General features: G+C 59.0%; 15 protein-coding genes and 1 pseudogene. 12 read left to right on the top strand and 4 right to left on the bottom strand.

Annotated elements, in window-relative coordinates; all coding sequences use genetic code 11:
- Nucleotides 1–3: 3 nt before the first annotated feature.
- The 3 genes from atzF to FH08_RS0113675 all read left to right on the top strand — a co-directional run bounded on the left by atzF (nt 4) and on the right by FH08_RS0113675 (nt 4133).
- Complete coding sequence (gene atzF / locus FH08_RS0113685) at nt 4–1833, top strand: allophanate hydrolase (RefSeq protein ID WP_031358863.1); 1830 nt, start codon at nt 4–6, stop codon at nt 1831–1833.
- A 233-nt stretch (nt 1834–2066) separates the two neighbouring features.
- A complete protein-coding gene (gene trpS, locus FH08_RS0113680; RefSeq protein ID WP_031358862.1) occupies nt 2067–3104 on the top strand; it encodes a tryptophan--tRNA ligase in 1038 nt (345 codons plus the stop codon).
- Nucleotides 3105–3323: 219 nt separating this feature from the next.
- On the top strand, nt 3324–4133 hold the full coding sequence (locus FH08_RS0113675; protein ID WP_031358861.1) for a class II aldolase/adducin family protein: 810 nt from the start codon (nt 3324–3326) through the stop codon (nt 4131–4133).
- Nucleotides 4134–4185: 52 nt separating this feature from the next.
- On the opposite strand, the gene FH08_RS0113670 is transcribed toward FH08_RS0113675, so the two are convergent.
- The gene (locus FH08_RS0113670; protein WP_031358860.1) at nt 4186–5187 is read right to left on the bottom strand and encodes an ABC transporter substrate-binding protein; all 1002 of its coding nucleotides are present in this window, start codon (nt 5185–5187) and stop codon (nt 4186–4188) included.
- A 281-nt stretch (nt 5188–5468) separates the two neighbouring features.
- Here FH08_RS0113670 and FH08_RS0113665 point away from each other — a divergent pair, with 281 nt between their 5' ends.
- The 5 genes from FH08_RS0113665 (at nt 5469) to FH08_RS0113645 (ending at nt 10787) form a co-directional block, all read left to right on the top strand.
- Entirely contained in the window at nt 5469–6185 is a 717-nt protein-coding gene (locus FH08_RS0113665; RefSeq protein WP_031358859.1) for a PadR family transcriptional regulator, read from the top strand.
- 23 nt (nt 6186–6208) lie between these two features.
- Entirely contained in the window at nt 6209–7024 is an 816-nt protein-coding gene (locus tag FH08_RS0113660; RefSeq protein WP_031358858.1) for a siderophore-interacting protein, read from the top strand.
- Between the two features lie 52 nt (nt 7025–7076).
- The gene (locus tag FH08_RS0113655) at nt 7077–8330 is read left to right on the top strand and encodes an MFS transporter (protein ID WP_031358857.1); all 1254 of its coding nucleotides are present in this window, start codon (nt 7077–7079) and stop codon (nt 8328–8330) included.
- Between the two features lie 93 nt (nt 8331–8423).
- On the top strand, nt 8424–9413 hold the full coding sequence (locus FH08_RS0113650; RefSeq protein WP_031358856.1) for a bifunctional helix-turn-helix transcriptional regulator/GNAT family N-acetyltransferase: 990 nt from the start codon (nt 8424–8426) through the stop codon (nt 9411–9413).
- A 504-nt stretch (nt 9414–9917) separates the two neighbouring features.
- Nucleotides 9918–10787, top strand: a complete 870-nt coding sequence (locus tag FH08_RS0113645) for a DMT family transporter (RefSeq protein WP_031358855.1) — start codon at nt 9918–9920, stop codon at nt 10785–10787.
- 116 nt (nt 10788–10903) lie between these two features.
- Here FH08_RS0113645 and FH08_RS52950 read toward each other — a convergent pair.
- Nucleotides 10904–11012 (bottom strand): annotated as a pseudogene (locus FH08_RS52950) (IS6 family transposase); the annotation flags it as partial.
- A gap of 10 nt (nt 11013–11022) precedes the next feature.
- Nucleotides 11023–11913, bottom strand: coding sequence for a hypothetical protein (locus FH08_RS0113640; RefSeq protein WP_152602825.1), 891 nt, complete (start codon nt 11911–11913; stop codon nt 11023–11025).
- Between the two features lie 270 nt (nt 11914–12183).
- Here FH08_RS0113640 and FH08_RS0113635 point away from each other — a divergent pair, with 270 nt between their 5' ends.
- The 4 genes from FH08_RS0113635 (at nt 12184) to FH08_RS54360 (ending at nt 15533) form a co-directional block, all read left to right on the top strand.
- Nucleotides 12184–12672 carry a YHS domain-containing (seleno)protein gene (locus FH08_RS0113635; RefSeq protein WP_035566173.1) on the top strand — a complete coding sequence of 163 codons (489 nt, stop codon included), beginning with the start codon at nt 12184–12186 and terminating at the stop codon, nt 12670–12672.
- Nucleotides 12673–12869: 197 nt separating this feature from the next.
- Nucleotides 12870–13340, top strand: coding sequence for a YybH family protein (locus FH08_RS0113630; protein WP_035566170.1), 471 nt, complete (start codon nt 12870–12872; stop codon nt 13338–13340).
- A gap of 1405 nt (nt 13341–14745) precedes the next feature.
- Nucleotides 14746–14976, top strand: coding sequence for a hypothetical protein (locus FH08_RS53365; RefSeq protein WP_031358851.1), 231 nt, complete (start codon nt 14746–14748; stop codon nt 14974–14976).
- 188 nt (nt 14977–15164) lie between these two features.
- A complete protein-coding gene (locus tag FH08_RS54360) occupies nt 15165–15533 on the top strand; it encodes an amidase family protein (RefSeq protein ID WP_419178000.1) in 369 nt (122 codons plus the stop codon).
- Here FH08_RS54360 and FH08_RS0113610 read toward each other — a convergent pair.
- Nucleotides 15526–16395, bottom strand: a complete 870-nt coding sequence (locus FH08_RS0113610; protein WP_035566168.1) for a GntR family transcriptional regulator — start codon at nt 16393–16395, stop codon at nt 15526–15528. The genes FH08_RS54360 and FH08_RS0113610 overlap by 8 nt on opposite strands.
- Nucleotides 16396–16753: the final 358 nt, after the last annotated feature.

Genomic DNA, 16753 nt, shown 5'->3' with positions numbered 1-16753 from the left:
ACAATGTCTTCATTCGACCTGCGCATGTCAACGCTGCGCGCCGCTTATCGTGCAAAAGAAACCACGCCTCGCAAACTGATTGCCGGACTGCTCGCGAAAGCCGCCGCTCTCGATCCCGAGTTTCATCTGTTCATTCATTTACTGAGCGAAGCCGAAATTGCGCCTTATCTGGATGCACTGGAAACGCGGGATATCGACGCGCTTCCGCTCTATGGCATCCCCTTCGCGATCAAGGACAACATTGATCTCGCCGGAATCCCGACCACTGCCGCGTGCCCCGCGTTCGCCTATATCCCCGCCGAATCGGCTACGCTCGTTGCCCAGTTGATTGCGCTTGGCGCTGTGCCCATCGGCAAGACCAATCTCGATCAGTTCGCCACCGGCCTCAACGGCACGCGCTCGCCTTATGGCAAGTGCCGTAACAGCGTGCATCCGGATTTCCCCGCGGGCGGATCGAGCGCGGGCTCGTCGCTGGCGGTGGCCTTAGGCGTGGCAAGTTTCGCCCTGGGAACCGATACCGCAGGCTCCGGCCGCGTACCCGCCGCATTGAACAATCTCGTCGGCCTGAAGGGAACGAAGGGCCTGCTGTCGACAGCAGGTGTGGTGCCAGCTTGCCGGACGCTCGATTGCGTGACCTACCTCACCGCAACCGCGCGAGAAGCCAGCGAACTGCTGGCGCTCACGGCGAGGCCGGATCCACGCGACGCCTATAGCCGCACCAACCCGCAGTTCAATGACGCAAGTGCGTTTGGTGAGGTACCCGCATTTCGATTCGGCATACCCTTGGCGCTTGAATTTGCGGGATGCGCTGAAAGTCCCGCGCTTTTCGAACAAGCCCGCAAGGCGCTGGAAGCCGCTGGGGGAACCGCCGTTGAAATAGACTTCGCGCCGTTTGCCGAAGCCGCCAGGCTGCTTTATGAAGGCCCGTGGGTCGCAGAGCGTTACAGCGTCGCGGGAGAGTTGATGGAGACCCAGCCCGACACCGTATTGCCCGTGATTCGTGACGTACTCGCCAAAGCGCCCGGCACGACCGCCGTCGATGCATTTCGCGCGCAGTACAAGCTTCAGGCGCTCAAGCAAGTCTGCGACGCCGTCATCGGAGGGCTGGACTTCGTCCTGACGCCGAGCGTTCCTCGCCCCGTTACGCTGGCTGAACTGGAGGCGGACCCTATCGGCCCCAACTCCTTGCTGGGGTACTACACCAACTTCATCAATCTTCTGGACTATGCGGCTGTAGCGGTTCCGGCTGGATTCATGGCGAATAAACTGCCCTGGGGCGTCACGGTCTTCGGACGCCCGTTCACCGATCAATATTTACTCAGCGTAGCTGATCGATTGCAACGGAGTTATGGATTGCCTGTTGTGGGAGGCAGTGCTCCCGATCTGACGCCACTACCACGACAGGCTCATGCCGATCGTGCGCGGATCGTAGTCTGCGGTGCGCATATGGACGGACTCGCCTTGAACTGGCAGTTGCTTCACCGCGGCGGCCGGCTCGTTGAACGCACGTTGAGCGCGCCTCGCTACCGCTTGTTTGCGATCGAAGGCGCAGTGGCGCGGCCCGGGATGACCCGCGTTTCCGATGGGAACGGCTCCGCTATCGAGGTCGAGGTGTGGGAACTCCCCAGCGCGGAACTAGGGTCGTTCCTGACTGGCATTCCCGCACCTCTCGGGCTCGGCAAAGTCGAACTCTCTGACGGCCGCTGGGAGACCGGCTTCATCTGCGATACCTTCGGGCTGGAAGGTGCCCGCGAGATTACCTCGTTCGGCGGATGGAGGCGGTGGATGGCCAACACCGCTTCTGTCGCTGCGGGCGTTGCGCTCGCCAGGTAGCGTGTTCGGGCGTGGGGCGTTGTCAGCAATCCCTGCTCTATGGCATTCTTACGCCATGTCCGCGCTCAACTCCGCTACTGCTCATACCTGGTGCCGCTCCTGAAGGAGCGGCATTGTCACGCCTTTTTTAATGACCATGACCGCCGCAGTCCGGCCGACATGGTTTCATTTCCCGGTTCGCTCGTGCTGCGGTGGTTCTCCAAGAGAATCCGACTATGCGCGAATCGCACGATATGCACGACGCCCCGTCATCCGCACCGCGGCTCACTGTCCTGACCGGTGACCGCCCTACCGGCCCGCTCCATCTGGGCCATTACGTTGGCTCACTGAAGACCCGGCTCGAGCTTCAGGAAACGCACACGCAATACCTCCTCGTCGCCGATACCCAGGCCATGACCGACAACGCTCATGACCCGGGCAAGGTGCGCCGCAATGTACTGGAAGTGGCGCTGGACTATCTGGCTGTTGGTATCGATCCGGACAAGACTACCCTCTCCGTCCAGTCGGCCCTGCCGGCTCTTGCCGAATTGACCCTGCTTTACATGAACTTCGTCACCGTCGCGCGCCTCGAACGCAATCCCACGATCAAGGAAGAGATCCAGGCCCGTGGTTTTGGGCGCGACATTCCAGCGGGCTTTTTATGCTACCCCGTAGCGCAGGCCGCCGATATCACCGGATTCAAGGCTCACTTCGTTCCAGTAGGAGAGGATCAGGCTCCGCTGATCGAACAGACCAACGAGATCGTTCGCCGCATCAACCGGCAAGCGGGCATCGACGTCCTGCCGGAGGCCCAGGCATTGATCCCGACGATGGGCCGCCTCCCCGGCGTCGACGGCAAAGCCAAGATGAGCAAATCGCAAAACAACTCGATCGCGCTTTCGTCCTCGCCCGACGTCATACGCGAAGCCGTGAAACGCATGTACACCGATCCGATTCATCTGCGTGCATCTGACCCGGGAACCGTGGAGGGCAACATGGTCTTTACGTACCTGGACGTATTCGATGACGACCGCGCCGAAGTGGAACGCCTGAAGGCGGCGTATCGCGCAGGAGGGCTTGGCGACATGGCCCTCAAACACCGGTTGGAAGACAAGCTGCAGGCGCTGATCGCCCCTATACGGGAACGGCGCGAACGATTCGCCCAGGACCCGGGATACGTCTTTAGCGTGCTTAGGGAGGGAACGCAACGCGCCAAGGCGGTCACGCAGCAAACGCTTGATGAAGTACGGACGGCGCTAGGGACGTTTTCGTTTGAATCGATAAGCGCTTAGGAGGCGCCGCCCATGCACGATCGATATGGTTATCTTCATTTGATATTTAAGCTTTGCGGGCCCGGGTGCTAGCCTTTGAGACTGTTTACCGGTGTCGATCGATTGAACCCTCAACCCGTTCGCACCGGGGATACTCGCCGGACTAGCCTTGGCCGCTGGCGGCACAAGCTCATCGGGGCGAGTCAGAACGCCGTTTGAACGCCAAAGGACATCAAGACAATGAGCACCCTCACCGACGCGCCCGGCCTCACCCTGCACGCCACGCCCGTCCGCAAATTCTGGTTCGACGAAGTCCCGGCTCCGGCAACACCCGCAGCCGAACGCAGGCATCGCCTGGAGCGGCTTGCCGGTGCATTTCGCCTGTTCGCCCGTCACGGTTTCGATCAAGGCCTGGCCGGACATATCACTGCGCGCGATCCTGAATGGCCCGATCATTTCTGGGTCAATCCGCTTGGGCGGCACTTCGCACGCATGCGGGTGTCCGACTTGCTGCTGGTGAACAGCAACGGCGAGATCGTCGTTGGCAAGGGGCCGGTCAATCAGGCCGCGTTTGCGATTCACGCGGCCATTCACGAGGCTCGTCCGGATATTGTTGCTGCGGCGCATACGCATTCGCTGTATGGAAAAGCGTGGTCGACCCTGGGTCGCAAGCTCGATCCGCTCACGCAGGACTCTTGCTCGTTCTATGAGGATCACGAACTATTCGACGATTTCCAGGGTGTGGTGCTCGACACGAAGGAAGGCGCGCGTATTGCCGAGGCGCTGGGTTCGAGCAAAGCGGTGATCCTGAAGAATCACGGCATCCTGACCGCGGGTCCGACGGTCGAAGCGGCTGTTTCGTGGTATCTCGCGCTGGATAACGCGTGCCACACGCAACTGCTCGCCGAAGCCGCCGGTACGCCTCAGCGCATTCCACATGATGTGGCAGCGTTGACGCACGAGCGCGTCGGACGCCCGGGAGGCGCGCTGTTTTCGTTCGAGAGTTTGTATGAAGGCCTGGTCGAAGCCGAACCCGATCTGCTTGATTGACTTGAACCGGCACTGAGTGGTTAAGGCGGAGCATTGAGCACCGCCTTCATCATCAGCCCTTGGCGATCTGCGTATCCGAGATGGCACGCACATCGATCCGTCTTGGCAGGATCGCATCGCGGAAAGCGATATCCGCAACCCGCTGCAACGCGACAATATCGTTGTCCGCGACAAAGCGTTGTTTCAACGCGGATCGCGCGGTAATGGTCCTGGCGGCATCGAAAGGAAGGCGCGTTAGTGACGAATAGACACGCGCGTAAGCGTCGGGATTGGCGAGCGCCCAATCGCCCGCGCGCTGCAACCGCTGCAGCACATCTGCTATAGCGAGGCGCTTCAGGGGATCGGCCGCCGCGGTGCCGGACGCCGTCACAAAACCCAGACCGCTATTGATCCCGGTGCCATCCCTCAGCACGCGCGCACCCTTTTGAACCGCGGTCCCGAAGTACGGATCGAAGGTCGCCCATACATCGATACTTCCCGATTCAAACGCGGTGAACGCGTCGACCGGCAATACAAACCGTACCGACACATCATTGCGCGAGAGGCCGGCTTCAGCCAGCGCGCCGTAGAGCTGGAACTGCGAAATGCTGCCGCGTGCAGACGAAACGAACACCGTACGTCCCTTGAGATCCGCCACGCTGCGCAGCTTCGAATCCGCCGCGACAAGGATGCCCAACTGCGCGCCGGAGCCCACGCGCGTCGCGACTATCTTGAGCGTCGGGTCGCCAACGGCGGCGGCCAGCACCGGCAAATCACCGGCAGGCGCCAGGTCGACGGCGCCCGCGCGCTGCGCTTCAAAGAGCGGCGCTGCACCCTGGAAATTAGCCCACTTGAAGGCATACGGCGTGCCGTCGAACACCTTGGCCGCCTCGGCCAGCGCGCGCGTGCCGCCCGCCTGATCGCCCAGCACCAGCGTGACGGAACCGAGCGCAGCATCCGCCGCCCTGGCCTCCTGTGACGCGAAACCGCCAAGCGCGGCGGCAGCCGGCGCGGCACTCAGCAAGCGCAACACGCGCCGCCGTCCAGCGGAAACATCGGAACCATCCATCTGCATAAATCCTCGCGGGCGAAATCAGCGCCCAGAGTAGCGACGCCGCGCCCCCGTGAGAATTATTCAATTCCGATATGGTTATGACCGCCGGATACTTAAGCATTGCAGGTTTCGCCACCGCCGCTCGAAGCCCGTGGAGCACGCGTGGGCGAGGAGCTGTCCGCTAGAACACGACCTCGCTGGCCGCCCTGTACGCAGCAACCTCCACTCCCAAAAAAATATTGACAACGTATCTTAAGATATATATCTTAAGATCTGTTTTACGATAACCACGGAGTTGCACGATGAGACATCACCGAAATCGCGAGTTCGCTCGCCCCCAAGCTGAATTTGAATCTTCAGACCGTTTTTCCATGCATGCACTGTGGCATGCAATCGGCCGCCACCACCGCCATGACGACGATGGCCGTTTCCCGGGCGGTCCGGGCGGCCCGGGAGGATTCGGCGGCCGCGGTGACGACGGCATGCCCCGCGGCCGCAAGTTCACCTCCGACGACCTCCAATTGCTTCTACTCGCCTTTTTGGCAGAAGCACCGCGTCATGGCTACGAGTTGATCAAGGCATTGGAAGTTCGCTCTAACGGTTTTTACAGCCCGAGTCCGGGCATGGTCTATCCCGCCCTGACTTACCTGGAAGAACTGGGCTACGCAACGGTTGAAGTGGAAGGCAATCGCAAGCGTTATGCGTTAGCCGAATCCGGACGCAATTACCTGGCGACTAACCGTGAACGCGTTGACCTGATGCTGGCCAAGCTAAGCCATTTCGCCCGCAAGATGGATTCAGTGCGCCGCGCTTTTGCAGGCGAATCACCCGAGGAAAACGCAGACGCTAACGGCGATAGCAACGCCTGGCTGCCCGAGTTCATCCAGGCCCGCCGCGCCCTGAAGCACGCGCTGCTGATGCGAACCGACGCGCCCGCTAGCGAGCAACGCCGCATCGCCGCCATCCTTGCGCGTGCGACTGCCGAGATCGAAGGGAAGACCGCCGGCGATCCGGCATGAATCAACTCTCAAGAGAACACTCAATGCAAAACAGACCCGATCTGGCGGTCGGCCGCGTCCGCCATCAACTTAAATTCCGCCTGGCTCAAGTCAAGCGCGTTCAATCGCTTACGCCCCACCTCGTGCGCATTACGTTAAGCGGCGACGAACTTCACGACTTTGAATCCGCCTCCTTCGACGATCACATCAAGGTCTTCTTTCCACTACCCGGAGCCGACAAGCCGGTTATGCCCACGGCCGGTCCGAATGGCCCGGTGTTCCCGGACGACCAGCCGCGGCCAATCGCACGCGACTTCACCCCGCGCCGATACGATCGCGAGGCATGCGAGCTCGATATCGAGTTTGCGCTGCATGAGGCAGGACCTGCTGCAACGTGGGCGGCGCAAGCGAAGGTAGGACAGTATCTGGGAATCGGCGGCCCGCGCGGCTCATTTACGATCCCCACGGGTTTCGACTGGCATCTGCTGATCGGCGACGAGACCGCGCTGCCTGCCATTGCACGCCGCCTGGAAGAGCTGCCACCGGGAACCCGCGTGGCCGCGCTGATCGAAGTGGAAGATCCGTCGGCACGTATCGACTTCACGACGCAGACCGACCTGTACGCCGAATGGCGCTACCGCAGCGAATCGGACTTCCCCGGCGGGGCCTTGTTGCTGGCGTTGCGTGAAATGTATCTGCCGACCGGTGAGGGTTATGTCTGGGCCGCCGGCGAAGCCACGATCATGCGTGCCGTACGCCAGCACCTGTGCACGGAACGCGGTGTCGACAAAACCCGGATTCGCGCGGCAAGCTACTGGAAACGCGGTGCAGAAGCGGTTCACGAGAACATCGACGATTGACTCGTGCCTTCTTCGCTCCGGCCGCTAGAATAAAATTAATAAGGATGGCTATATGTATAGTTTAGATGCGAGCCGCGAGCGGCGCCTTCTCTGGCTGCTTGCGCTTACGCAATTCACCGTCATCATGGATTTCATGGTGATGATGCCGCTCGGCCCGCAGATCATGCGGAGCTTTCAGATCTCACCGGCCGCGTTCGCCACCGCTGTTTCAGCCTACTCGTGGTGTTCGGGCCTCTCAGGGCTGCTTGCCGCCACTTACATCGACCGCTTCGATCGCCGTCGCCTCATGTTGGCAGTCTATGCGCTGTTCGCGCTGTCGAACCTCGCGTGCGCCTGTGCCACCAGCTTTCCCATGCTGCTGATCGCACGCGCTTTCGCGGGCATCACCGGCGGCGTGCTGGGATCGGTCGTCATGGCGATTGTCAGCGACGTTATTCCCGCCGCCCGCCGCGGCGCCGCGACCGGCACGATCATGACGGCCTTTTCGCTTGCCGCAGTGGCGGGCGTCCCGGCCGGTGTCTTGCTAGGCGCGCACTTCGGCTGGTTCACGCCGTTCATCTTGCTCGCGGGTTTGTCGGTGGTGATCTGGCTGGCCGGAATGCAGGTCGTGCCTTCGCTCACCGAGCATCTAAGCCGTACGCAACCTCCGTTAGGCAGCGTGCTGCCTACGCTGTGGCGGCTGGTGTCGAAGCCGCGTAACGCCAACGCATTCGCGCTTACGTTCATTGTGATGGTGTCGCAAATGCTGGTGATCCCGTTCATCTCGCCCGTGCTTGTCGCTAACCACGGCGTGGCCCCTGCACAGTTGTCATGGTTATACATGGCAGGCGGCGCCGCGACATTCTTCACGGCACGGCTTGTCGGCAGGCTCTCGGACCGCTACGGCAGTCGCAGGATGTTCCGCCTGATGGCACTGCTGTCCCTGTTGCCGGTGCTGTTCATCACGCACCTGCCGAGCGTGCCGTTCATCGCGATGGTGCTCCTGTTCCCGGTGTTCATGGTGATCGTGTCCGGCCGCATGGTGCCGATGCAGGCGTTGCTGACGACCGTTCCCGAACCGTCCAACCGCGGCGCTTTCCTCAGCACGAACAGCGCGCTGCAAGCACTCGGTGCCGGTTGCGGCGCTTGGCTCGGCGGACTGTTCCTGTCGTTCGATGCGCATGGCTATATCCGGGGTTATGGCGTCAACGGCCTGCTGGCTGTCGCGCTCGTGTCATTCGCGGCGATCTGGGTCGGCCGTGTGAAAGCGGCGTCGGAGAGAGCTGTTGCACCGCCCATTTCCGCAGAGCCGATTGGGGAAGCGTAGTCGTTTCATCAGGATTCGGCCGGGCTTGACGGGCTTGAATAAGTTGCGCCTCGCAAGTATATTGGTTGCGAGGCGCAACTTATTGGAGCAGCCATGGACTATTTCGAATTGCCTGAGAAATCGCGGGACCGCACTATCCTCGAGCTTCGCGACTTTTCGCGAAAGCTGGTACGCGAGCTTGGTTTCATGCGCAATACACTGGCCGACAGCGACCTCGCGCCGTCGGCCGTTCACGCCGTAATTGAAATTGGCCTCGCGCCGGGGCTTCAGGCGCGCGACCTGGCCGACACGCTGCGGTTCGACAAGTCGAACACCAGCCGGCAGTTGGCAAAGCTCGAATCATTGGGACTGGTAATGCGGGAAACAGCGAGCGACGACGGCCGGTCGTCACGGCTATTCCTGACGGCAGCCGGGAAGAAGTTGCGGCAAAAGATCGACCGGTTTGCAACCGATCAGGTTTCCAATGCGCTTCGGCGGCTAGTGCCCGCAGACCAGCAAACGCTGGTCCGTTCTCTGGCGCTTTACGCGGATGCCTTGGCGCAGGACAACGTCAACAAGACACCGCGAGTGGTTGCATCGATCGATGAAAAAATCCTGGAGGGCTATCAACCAGGATGCATTGGCGACATAGCAAGCCTGCATGCACGCTTTTATTCCCAGGCTGCGGGCTTCGGTGTCTTCTTCGAAAAGAAAGTCGCCACTGAGTTGGCGGAGTTCGCCACGGTCTTGCCCTCTCCCGGCAAGGCGCTTTGGCTCTACGTCGAAAACGGCCGGTCGCTCGCTTCGATCGCGATAGACGCAGAAACAGACAACGTCAATCACCGGCTGGCGCATTTGCGATGGTTTATTGTCGACGAGTCCTTGCGTGGCTCAGGTGTCGGGCGGCGCTTGCTCTCCAAGGCACTGGATTTTGTCGATCGGGAATTCGATGAAACCTATCTTTGGACCTTTAAGAGCCTTGATGCGGCGCGGCATCTGTACGAATCATCAGGCTTTCAATTGACTGAGGAAGCAGAAGGTTCGCAGTGGGGCACTCATGTAATCGAGCAGAAATTTATCCGTCGTTCAGGCGTGTTGTCTTAGCAAAACACGTTCGATAAAGACTGATGCCAAGCGATCCGGCAGGCGCATCGTGCGCGGCGAGCCAAGGGCAAGCGTGTTGTCCCGGCGGATCGCCTTGGACCGGCTAAGCACGATAACGAACAGCTCTATACAGCCAAGCCTCGCCTAAGCGTTGCGCAACCGGCGACTAAGCGGTAATCTCCACCCTTAGCACGCGACTCTATTTAATCTGCTTTCCATGACGAACCTTGCGCACATTCGCCTTGCCGCTATCGAGCCCGACTCGAAGGCTGGTCATACGCGCTTTAACGGTTCTAAGGGTTGTGGTTTCTCTGTTTCCCCACCTGTCGTTTCTCCCCCGAACACCGTCCCGGCTGGTGCAGTTGCGCCGCCGCGCGCGGGCGTTCCTGGCTGATTTCACGCCCTTCAAGTCTTAGGCTTCCGGCCTGACCGCAGCACCTGTTGGTGCCTGGCGGCTTGACCGAGCTTGCCCGAGTTCTTTATTCCCTCGACAGGTGAATACTCATGGCTTTTGTAAAAACCGCCGTCGCCGCATATGGTTCGACGGCACTCTTTGTCTTCCTGTGGAGCAGCGGTGCAATCGTTTCAAGACTGGGACTCGATCACGCCCCGGCCTTCGCTTTCCTCGTCCTGCGTTTTGCGCTGGCGTCGAGCGTCCTCGCGGTGCTGGGCCTATGGCGCGGGCGCTGGTTACCAGCGTCCGGGACACGCCTGCAAGTCGCAATCACCGGTGCCTTGCTGACCGGTGGTTATCCGATTTGCTATCTGCTGGCGCTCGATCGTGGATTGACGCCCGGTATTCTCGCAACGCTTCTGGGTGCACAGCCCATCCTCACGCTTGTGCTGGTAGAGCGTCGCTTGACCGCAGCACGCTTCGGAGGCCTATTGCTTGCGTTGGGCGGTTTGTCCCTCGTTGTATTCGCAGCCGGCAACGCCGAGCGCTTTCCTCTGGCGGGAGTACTCCTCGGTTCTGCCGCTCTTGCGTGCATGACGATCGGCGCCATCCTGCAAAAACGCCTGAAGCAGCAACCGACCGATGTCCTGCCGCTCCAGAACGTTGTCGGCCTCGTGCTCGCCATGATGTTCGTACCGTTCGAGCCCATCACATTCGTCCCCAGCGTGGACTTTCTTATACCGCTGCTGTGGCTCGGCATTGTGATATCGGTTTTCGCGCAGTTGCTGTTTTACCGGCTGATGCAGGCCGGAAACCTGGTCAACGTGACGAGCCTCTTTTATCTCGTGCCTGTGGTCACCGCTGTCATGGACTATCTCGTGCTGGGAAACCGTCTGGCGCCTCTTGGCGTGGCTGGCATGGTGTCGATCCTCGCGGGCCTGATGCTGGTATTTCGCACCGCGCCCGCAAGGAAACGCTAAGCGCTAACGCTTCGTTACCGGCTCGAATACCCGGTTCCTTGTCCGGGTATTCGAGCCGAACCGGCAACTAGCCAATGCGCGCCTGATCGTCGAGCGACGCATATGCTACGTATTGCTTATGAATCGAGCGAATGGAACTGCTGCGCAGCGGACAGCGGGGTTCCCCGAGCACTTCATCTGCCCTTTCTTGATCATGTGCATGACTTCGATGCCGCTCAAAATGACAGGCCAACTATTACGGTGCTACTGCGTTGCCTGTCACGATCGCATAGGCCTCATTGTGAAGATGCATGCCAATGGCGATACTGCGATCATAGCTCGCCCAGAGGCGTGGCAAGATTTCGACAGCATTGCCGCCAACGATATGAAGTTGAACAAGACCGTTTTCGTGTGCAGCGGATAACAGCTTGCGAACGTGGGTCCGAGATACACCGAAGCGCTCCGCGATAGAAGAATACGAAATTCGCACATACTGGCTCTCAGGCTCGCAGAGGGCTGCTTGCAACAGCGCCGCCAATATCAGTTGCCCCGCGGCAAAATCGAAAAACAGAAGCATGTCCGGGACTGTTGCCATCAATTGCGCCACCATGGGCAAAATTCGCACAGACGTCTTGCTAATCGCAATTTGGAAGTCCGGATCGCCGCGCATGGCCAGACTGTAGTCGTTCTGCGGGCACAGAATGGTCAACGGCACATAGTGAGCGACAAGCCAGGCCCGATCATGCGCAAGCATTTTTTCCGTTGGCTTCAGGATCCGCACCCTTCTGTCCTGCGCAGTCGGGACCTGTTCGAGAAAGTCGACCGAGATCAACCGCTGAACGAGGTGATCGATTTGCCGCTCACTTGCAAATCCAAATTGCTGCATTTCCAGTTTGAGGCGCCCGATTGTAAGCCACGTATCGGGGAGGCCATCTTCCTGCGCCGCATTGAGCAGGATGATTAGCTTGTGGACAAAGAATCGTCCGGATTCGATCAAAAGCCGGGCAAGGAACGGCTCGTCGTACACCGCCAAAAAGCTGTCGATGTAGTGCTTGCGGGCTTCTGAAAACTGCGGATGGACAATGATTTGATCGAGCGAGAGGGAGGGCCATTCGCGGACCAAGGTTTGACTAGACGGATTTTCCAAGTCCCGCTCCCCTAGAGATAATCGTCAAATGAAAGCCGAAAGAAAATTTGATTTGTCTCGCTCGACATGCGACTGGTTGGCGCACGCCTTGGAGCGGTCAGGATAATTGAAATTCTACGCAAAGTGTTCCGCCGTCGCGTTAGCCGCCCCTCTTCCACCTTGCATTTCCCCTCTGTACCATTTCTCTGCGGGCACAAACTCAACGCATCGGCCTTGGATGCGCTGGGCACCGGGATAGCTCTTTTTTGGACCCATGGAGCGGAGACAGGGATGATCCGAACGCAGCTACCTATACAAATGATCGGCCAGATTGTGGTGATGACATTGCTGACGTCGCCTGGCTTCGCAGGGCAACAATTCGTCGACGGCGCGGCACTGTCTGGTTACGATGCCGTTGCATATCAAGATGAGCGCGCGGCGGTCCGCGGCGAGACGACGATCACGACCGATTGGAACGGTGCTACGTGGCGTTTCGCGACCCCGGCGCATCTGGCGCAGTTTCGTGCGGATCCGGCGCGCTATGCCCCCGCTTATGACGGCCATTGCGCCTACGCGGTGTCCGAGGGCCGTAAAAGCGGAGGCATGCCGGAGTTGTGGCAGGTCGCCGGAGAGCGGCTGTATCTCCTATGCTCGAAGTCGGCATTTGATAAGTGGACGTCGGAGTTCGACACGCGGTTGGCACGGGCAAATGCGAACTGGTTGGAACTGGAACCGTTGCCGGCTGCCCGTCCCAAACCGCCACCACCGGCCAACCCCTAGTGGAAAGATCTGACGATTGGGGCCAGTACTGCAGGCGGCAGTGGGCGCGCTCCGGGCCAACCGTCGCCGTAGTTTCTTGTGCTAACGGGGCATTCCGTGTGTGACTGAATCAGAGTCAACGAAGCAACATTGCTGCACTGACAAAAGCGGATGACCAGGATGGTTGCGGTGGATTTTCCATAACGATGAGGAAGGTCATGAGTGAAGAATTTGCCCTGCCAATCGCCGATCCGGTAACCAGTCAGTCGATCTTCGAATGGCTTCAACAGTTCGCCGCCTGCGTGAGGGAAGTCGACTATGCCGCCGCTCGTCCGTTCTGGCATCCAGACATCATCGTGTTTGGCACTTATCAGGAACTCGTCCATGGCTGCTCACGCTGGACAGAGACGCAATGGGACTACATCTGGCCCCGCACGGCAGATTTTGCTTTCGACCTGGAGAATACGGCAGTGCTAACCAGCCCCGACGGAGCAATGGCGACAGTGATCACGCCTTGGACGAGCACTGGCTTCCACGCTGACGGCAGTCGCTTCGATAGGCCAGGGCGCGCGACGATCATTCTCGCGCGTCACCCCGACGGGCACTGGCTGGGAGTTCATTCGCACATGTCGCTGCAGCGCGGCGTGCCGCAGGACAGTCATGGCAACCGTCCCGTCAAGGCTCGTTAGTTTTTCGGTATTGATTGATTGATCCACGCGTGGTTCGTCTTCGCGCATCGTTCAATCGTGTCAAGGTGACCAAATACGCGATTCCGGAAAAAGTCGAGATCGCCGACGGGTTGCCTTAGGGGGCGACCGGCAAGATATTGAAAACGGAATTGCGGAAGCGCTATTTGACAGTGGGACCGGTTGGAATTTAACTAGTCATCCTTAGCAATCCCGTTTCCGAGCGTGCGATGAACGCGCGATCGTTAATTTCGCAGCGGAACGCTGATAAGACGATGGGCTGCTGCGCTTTCTCTCAATCGAGCTCGCATTCTTTCGTGCCGGTTGCCTGTCGTATGTAAGATTATTTTAGGATAACTAATATGTCAAAATTTTTCGTAAAAATTGCAGCAGGTTGCCTCTTGGCTGCGGCAACGGGGAGTGCGCTTGCGCAGCAGAAAACCGTTCAGTTCGGGTGCGACGCTGGTGGAAACGACACATGCCATTTTAGTATTAGAGACTCATCCGGAGGCACCCGAAATTTTACGATGCGTGCTCGAGAAAGAGACAGCATCAGTGGCGTATTTCCAGGAAGAGATTTGTACATGGTATCGATAAATCAATCACCGCCGAATGATCCGAACAACTGCGGAGCAACGTACTGGTGCAAGAGCGAGATGGTAAAGACGGGTTATAACAATTGATACGGATCTCGCAAGCTAATCATGTCCAGTCAGATCAAGTTGTGTCAGCGTTGGAAAGAGAACAAGGCTGATCCGGTTTTCCGTGATGCGCGAGAGCTTCGAGGGGTATGGGAAAGTCCTGCATCGTGAGAATGAATTCCTAGCCCTCAGCGATTTTCAGATGCTTGACGTTCCTTGTCAGAAAAATCCGGCAAATATTTTGGCATCGAATATATGAATGATGTCCCTTTATCTTTTCGAGCGCCGCCTATCGCGAGGCAGAGCGCCAATCAATGTTCGTTATCCGGTAAATCGACCGACGGCCTCGGGGCCGACATGCGACGGTGGCTTGTCGCTAACGTGCTTTGTTTTTCGTTTTCTCAAGCGAACCCGTTTACGCAGCATGCGGGGAACTCTCTCATTTAACTAACCCGTTGGGTTTACTTCGATAAGGAGGTTTTCGATGATTCACAATGTCGACGTCCGAGCGATTCAATACCCTAATTCCGAAAATTTCAAAGCACGCAGGTTTGCTTTTCTATGTATCGGCGCGGCGGCCCTGCTGTTAGAGTCCTCAAGTCTCTATGCTTTTTGTGAGGCAGAAGCGAGGTCGGCCTGCGCGGCGAACGACCAGCAATGCATTGACAATGCTGGCACGATGGCGACTAACGCCGTCCGGGATTGCAAAGTTTCTGTGGGCAGAACAGGCAACGCGCAGCTGTGGATTGCGACGCAGAACTTCTTTGATGGCCAACCTCAAGAGAAGCAATATTGGCGATGCGTTGCAACCGCTTGCGCTAGCGCGTCAGTGCCATAACCACGCCGAACAACCAGGCCGAAACGTGACAATGCCGTTTGCCGGGCTGCCGGAGTCGCCGTTTTATTCGATGTCGTTTTGCGCCATCGTCGAGGAGGTCCAGCCCTTGACGCGAGCGGCAGAGGCGTTATTGAATCTGCTTCTGGAGGCGCGCCGGTGAGGGAGTTGTACTGCCGCACTCCTTCTGCCCTGATTTCGTGCGATCCACCGAATCGATCGCCAGGAACTAGTGCACACGCTACTTCCCGAATTCCGCTCACCATCCCTCGCCATTGTTTTTAAAAGCCGACACTCTCCTGGCACGGTTCACGCATAAGCACTCCGGTCCTACCGGTAGGAGTGCACCGCATGAGCATGTCGAATTTCCTTGCGCAAACACTCCAGCAACGCATTCTTTCAGGCGTATACGCGCCCGGTGAAGTCCTGCCCGGACAGCGCAACTTCCGCGCACCAGCAAGCCATTGCGGCCTCATTGGCTTGCGGCCGACCCACGCGCGCGTATCGCTCGACGGCTGCATGCCGCTGTCGCCGGGATTCGACACCTGCGGCCGGTTCACGCGCGACATCGAAACATTCGCACGCGTGGGGGCGTTGAACACAACTTCGTCAATGCCAGCGACCATGAGGTTGTGTTCGTCTAAATCGAGATCATCCAGGAGCAGAGCGGAGCGCGGAGCGGAGCGGCGCGGCGCGGCGCGGCGCCGACAGGCTAATTAGCGAGGTGAACGCGCTCGCCTTCATCGGGTTCAAACCAGTCCGGGTTGCGTTCGGCGACTGGTTTTAGCGACACCAGGATTTCACGCAAATGGGCGCGCATGGCTTCTTCGGCGCCATCGGCATCATGCGCTTTCAGTGCGCTCACAATTCGTGCGTGTTGCTTGATCAGCAATTCAAGCGGCGAGACTTCCGGCAGGCTCAGATAACGCACGCGGTCCATTTGAGCCTTGATGTCCTGGATGGTGTCCCATGCCGCGACGCAGTCAATAGATTGTGCTATCAGAAAATGAAAACGCTCGTCTAGCGCAAGGAACGACGTGGTGTCGTTCACCTTTGCCGCAGTCTTCTGGTCGCGCAGATTTTCGGCGAGGTCGGCAAGCTGCTCCGTCGTGATTTCGAGCGCGGCCTTGCGAGCCACTGCGGCTTCGATCGCTTCCCGGATGAACCTGCCTTCGCGAACGCGTCGCGGAGAAATCTTCTTAACGAAGGTCCCTCTTTGCGGCAGCACTTGCAGCACGCCTGACTCCACGAGCTTGATAAACGCTTCGCGAACTGGTTGCCGGGAAACCTGGAACATTTCCGAAACTTCGGTTTCGGACAGTGGCGTGCCGGGTACCAATGCACCCGAAAAAATGGCTTCGCGCAGGGCGCGAAAGATTTGCTTGCCGATGGGTTCGTGCGATTCAACATGAAGCTGACCGCGCAGGTTAGGCAGTGCTACACGCGGTTCGGTCGCACGAGCGCGACCACGGGCAAGCACGGCCGGCGGCGTGGAAGAAGCCGTTCCCTCATTGCGGTCAACGTTTTCTGACGAAGACGCGTCGCGCCGCAGTGGCGCCGGCAAGACGTTTTTCGTGACCATGACCCGCACCTGATCGAGGAGTAAAGAGAGGACAAAGAAAAAGCCCGAGCTTGATCTTGTCACCTACCATACTACCACGCCGCCGAGGTCAAATTGGGCGTTGAAGGCTGAGGGTATGTTGGAGGGAGGTTGTCCGCGGATAGCGCGGGGTGCCCCTTGGGCGGGTTCAGTCACTGGTGGCGAAGCGTGTGGGTATCCGTGTTCGGAGAAAGAGGGTTTCACACAACGGTGGCTCTGGCGAGCACCGTGCTTTTGGGGTGCCAAAAACGTGGAAACTGCACGCTAGGTCAACTTATGAGCCCTCGTTCTGAAAGCGTTTTCTTTGCTTCGTTTCTTTGTCGCTTTGGACAAAGAAATG

Origin of the sequence: Caballeronia sordidicola (genome assembly GCF_000729995.1) — a bacterium.
Lineage (GTDB): Bacteria > Pseudomonadota > Gammaproteobacteria > Burkholderiales > Burkholderiaceae > Caballeronia > Caballeronia sordidicola_A.
Note: the sequence above shows the minus strand (reverse complement) of the source record. Positions and strands in the feature narration are given on the sequence as shown.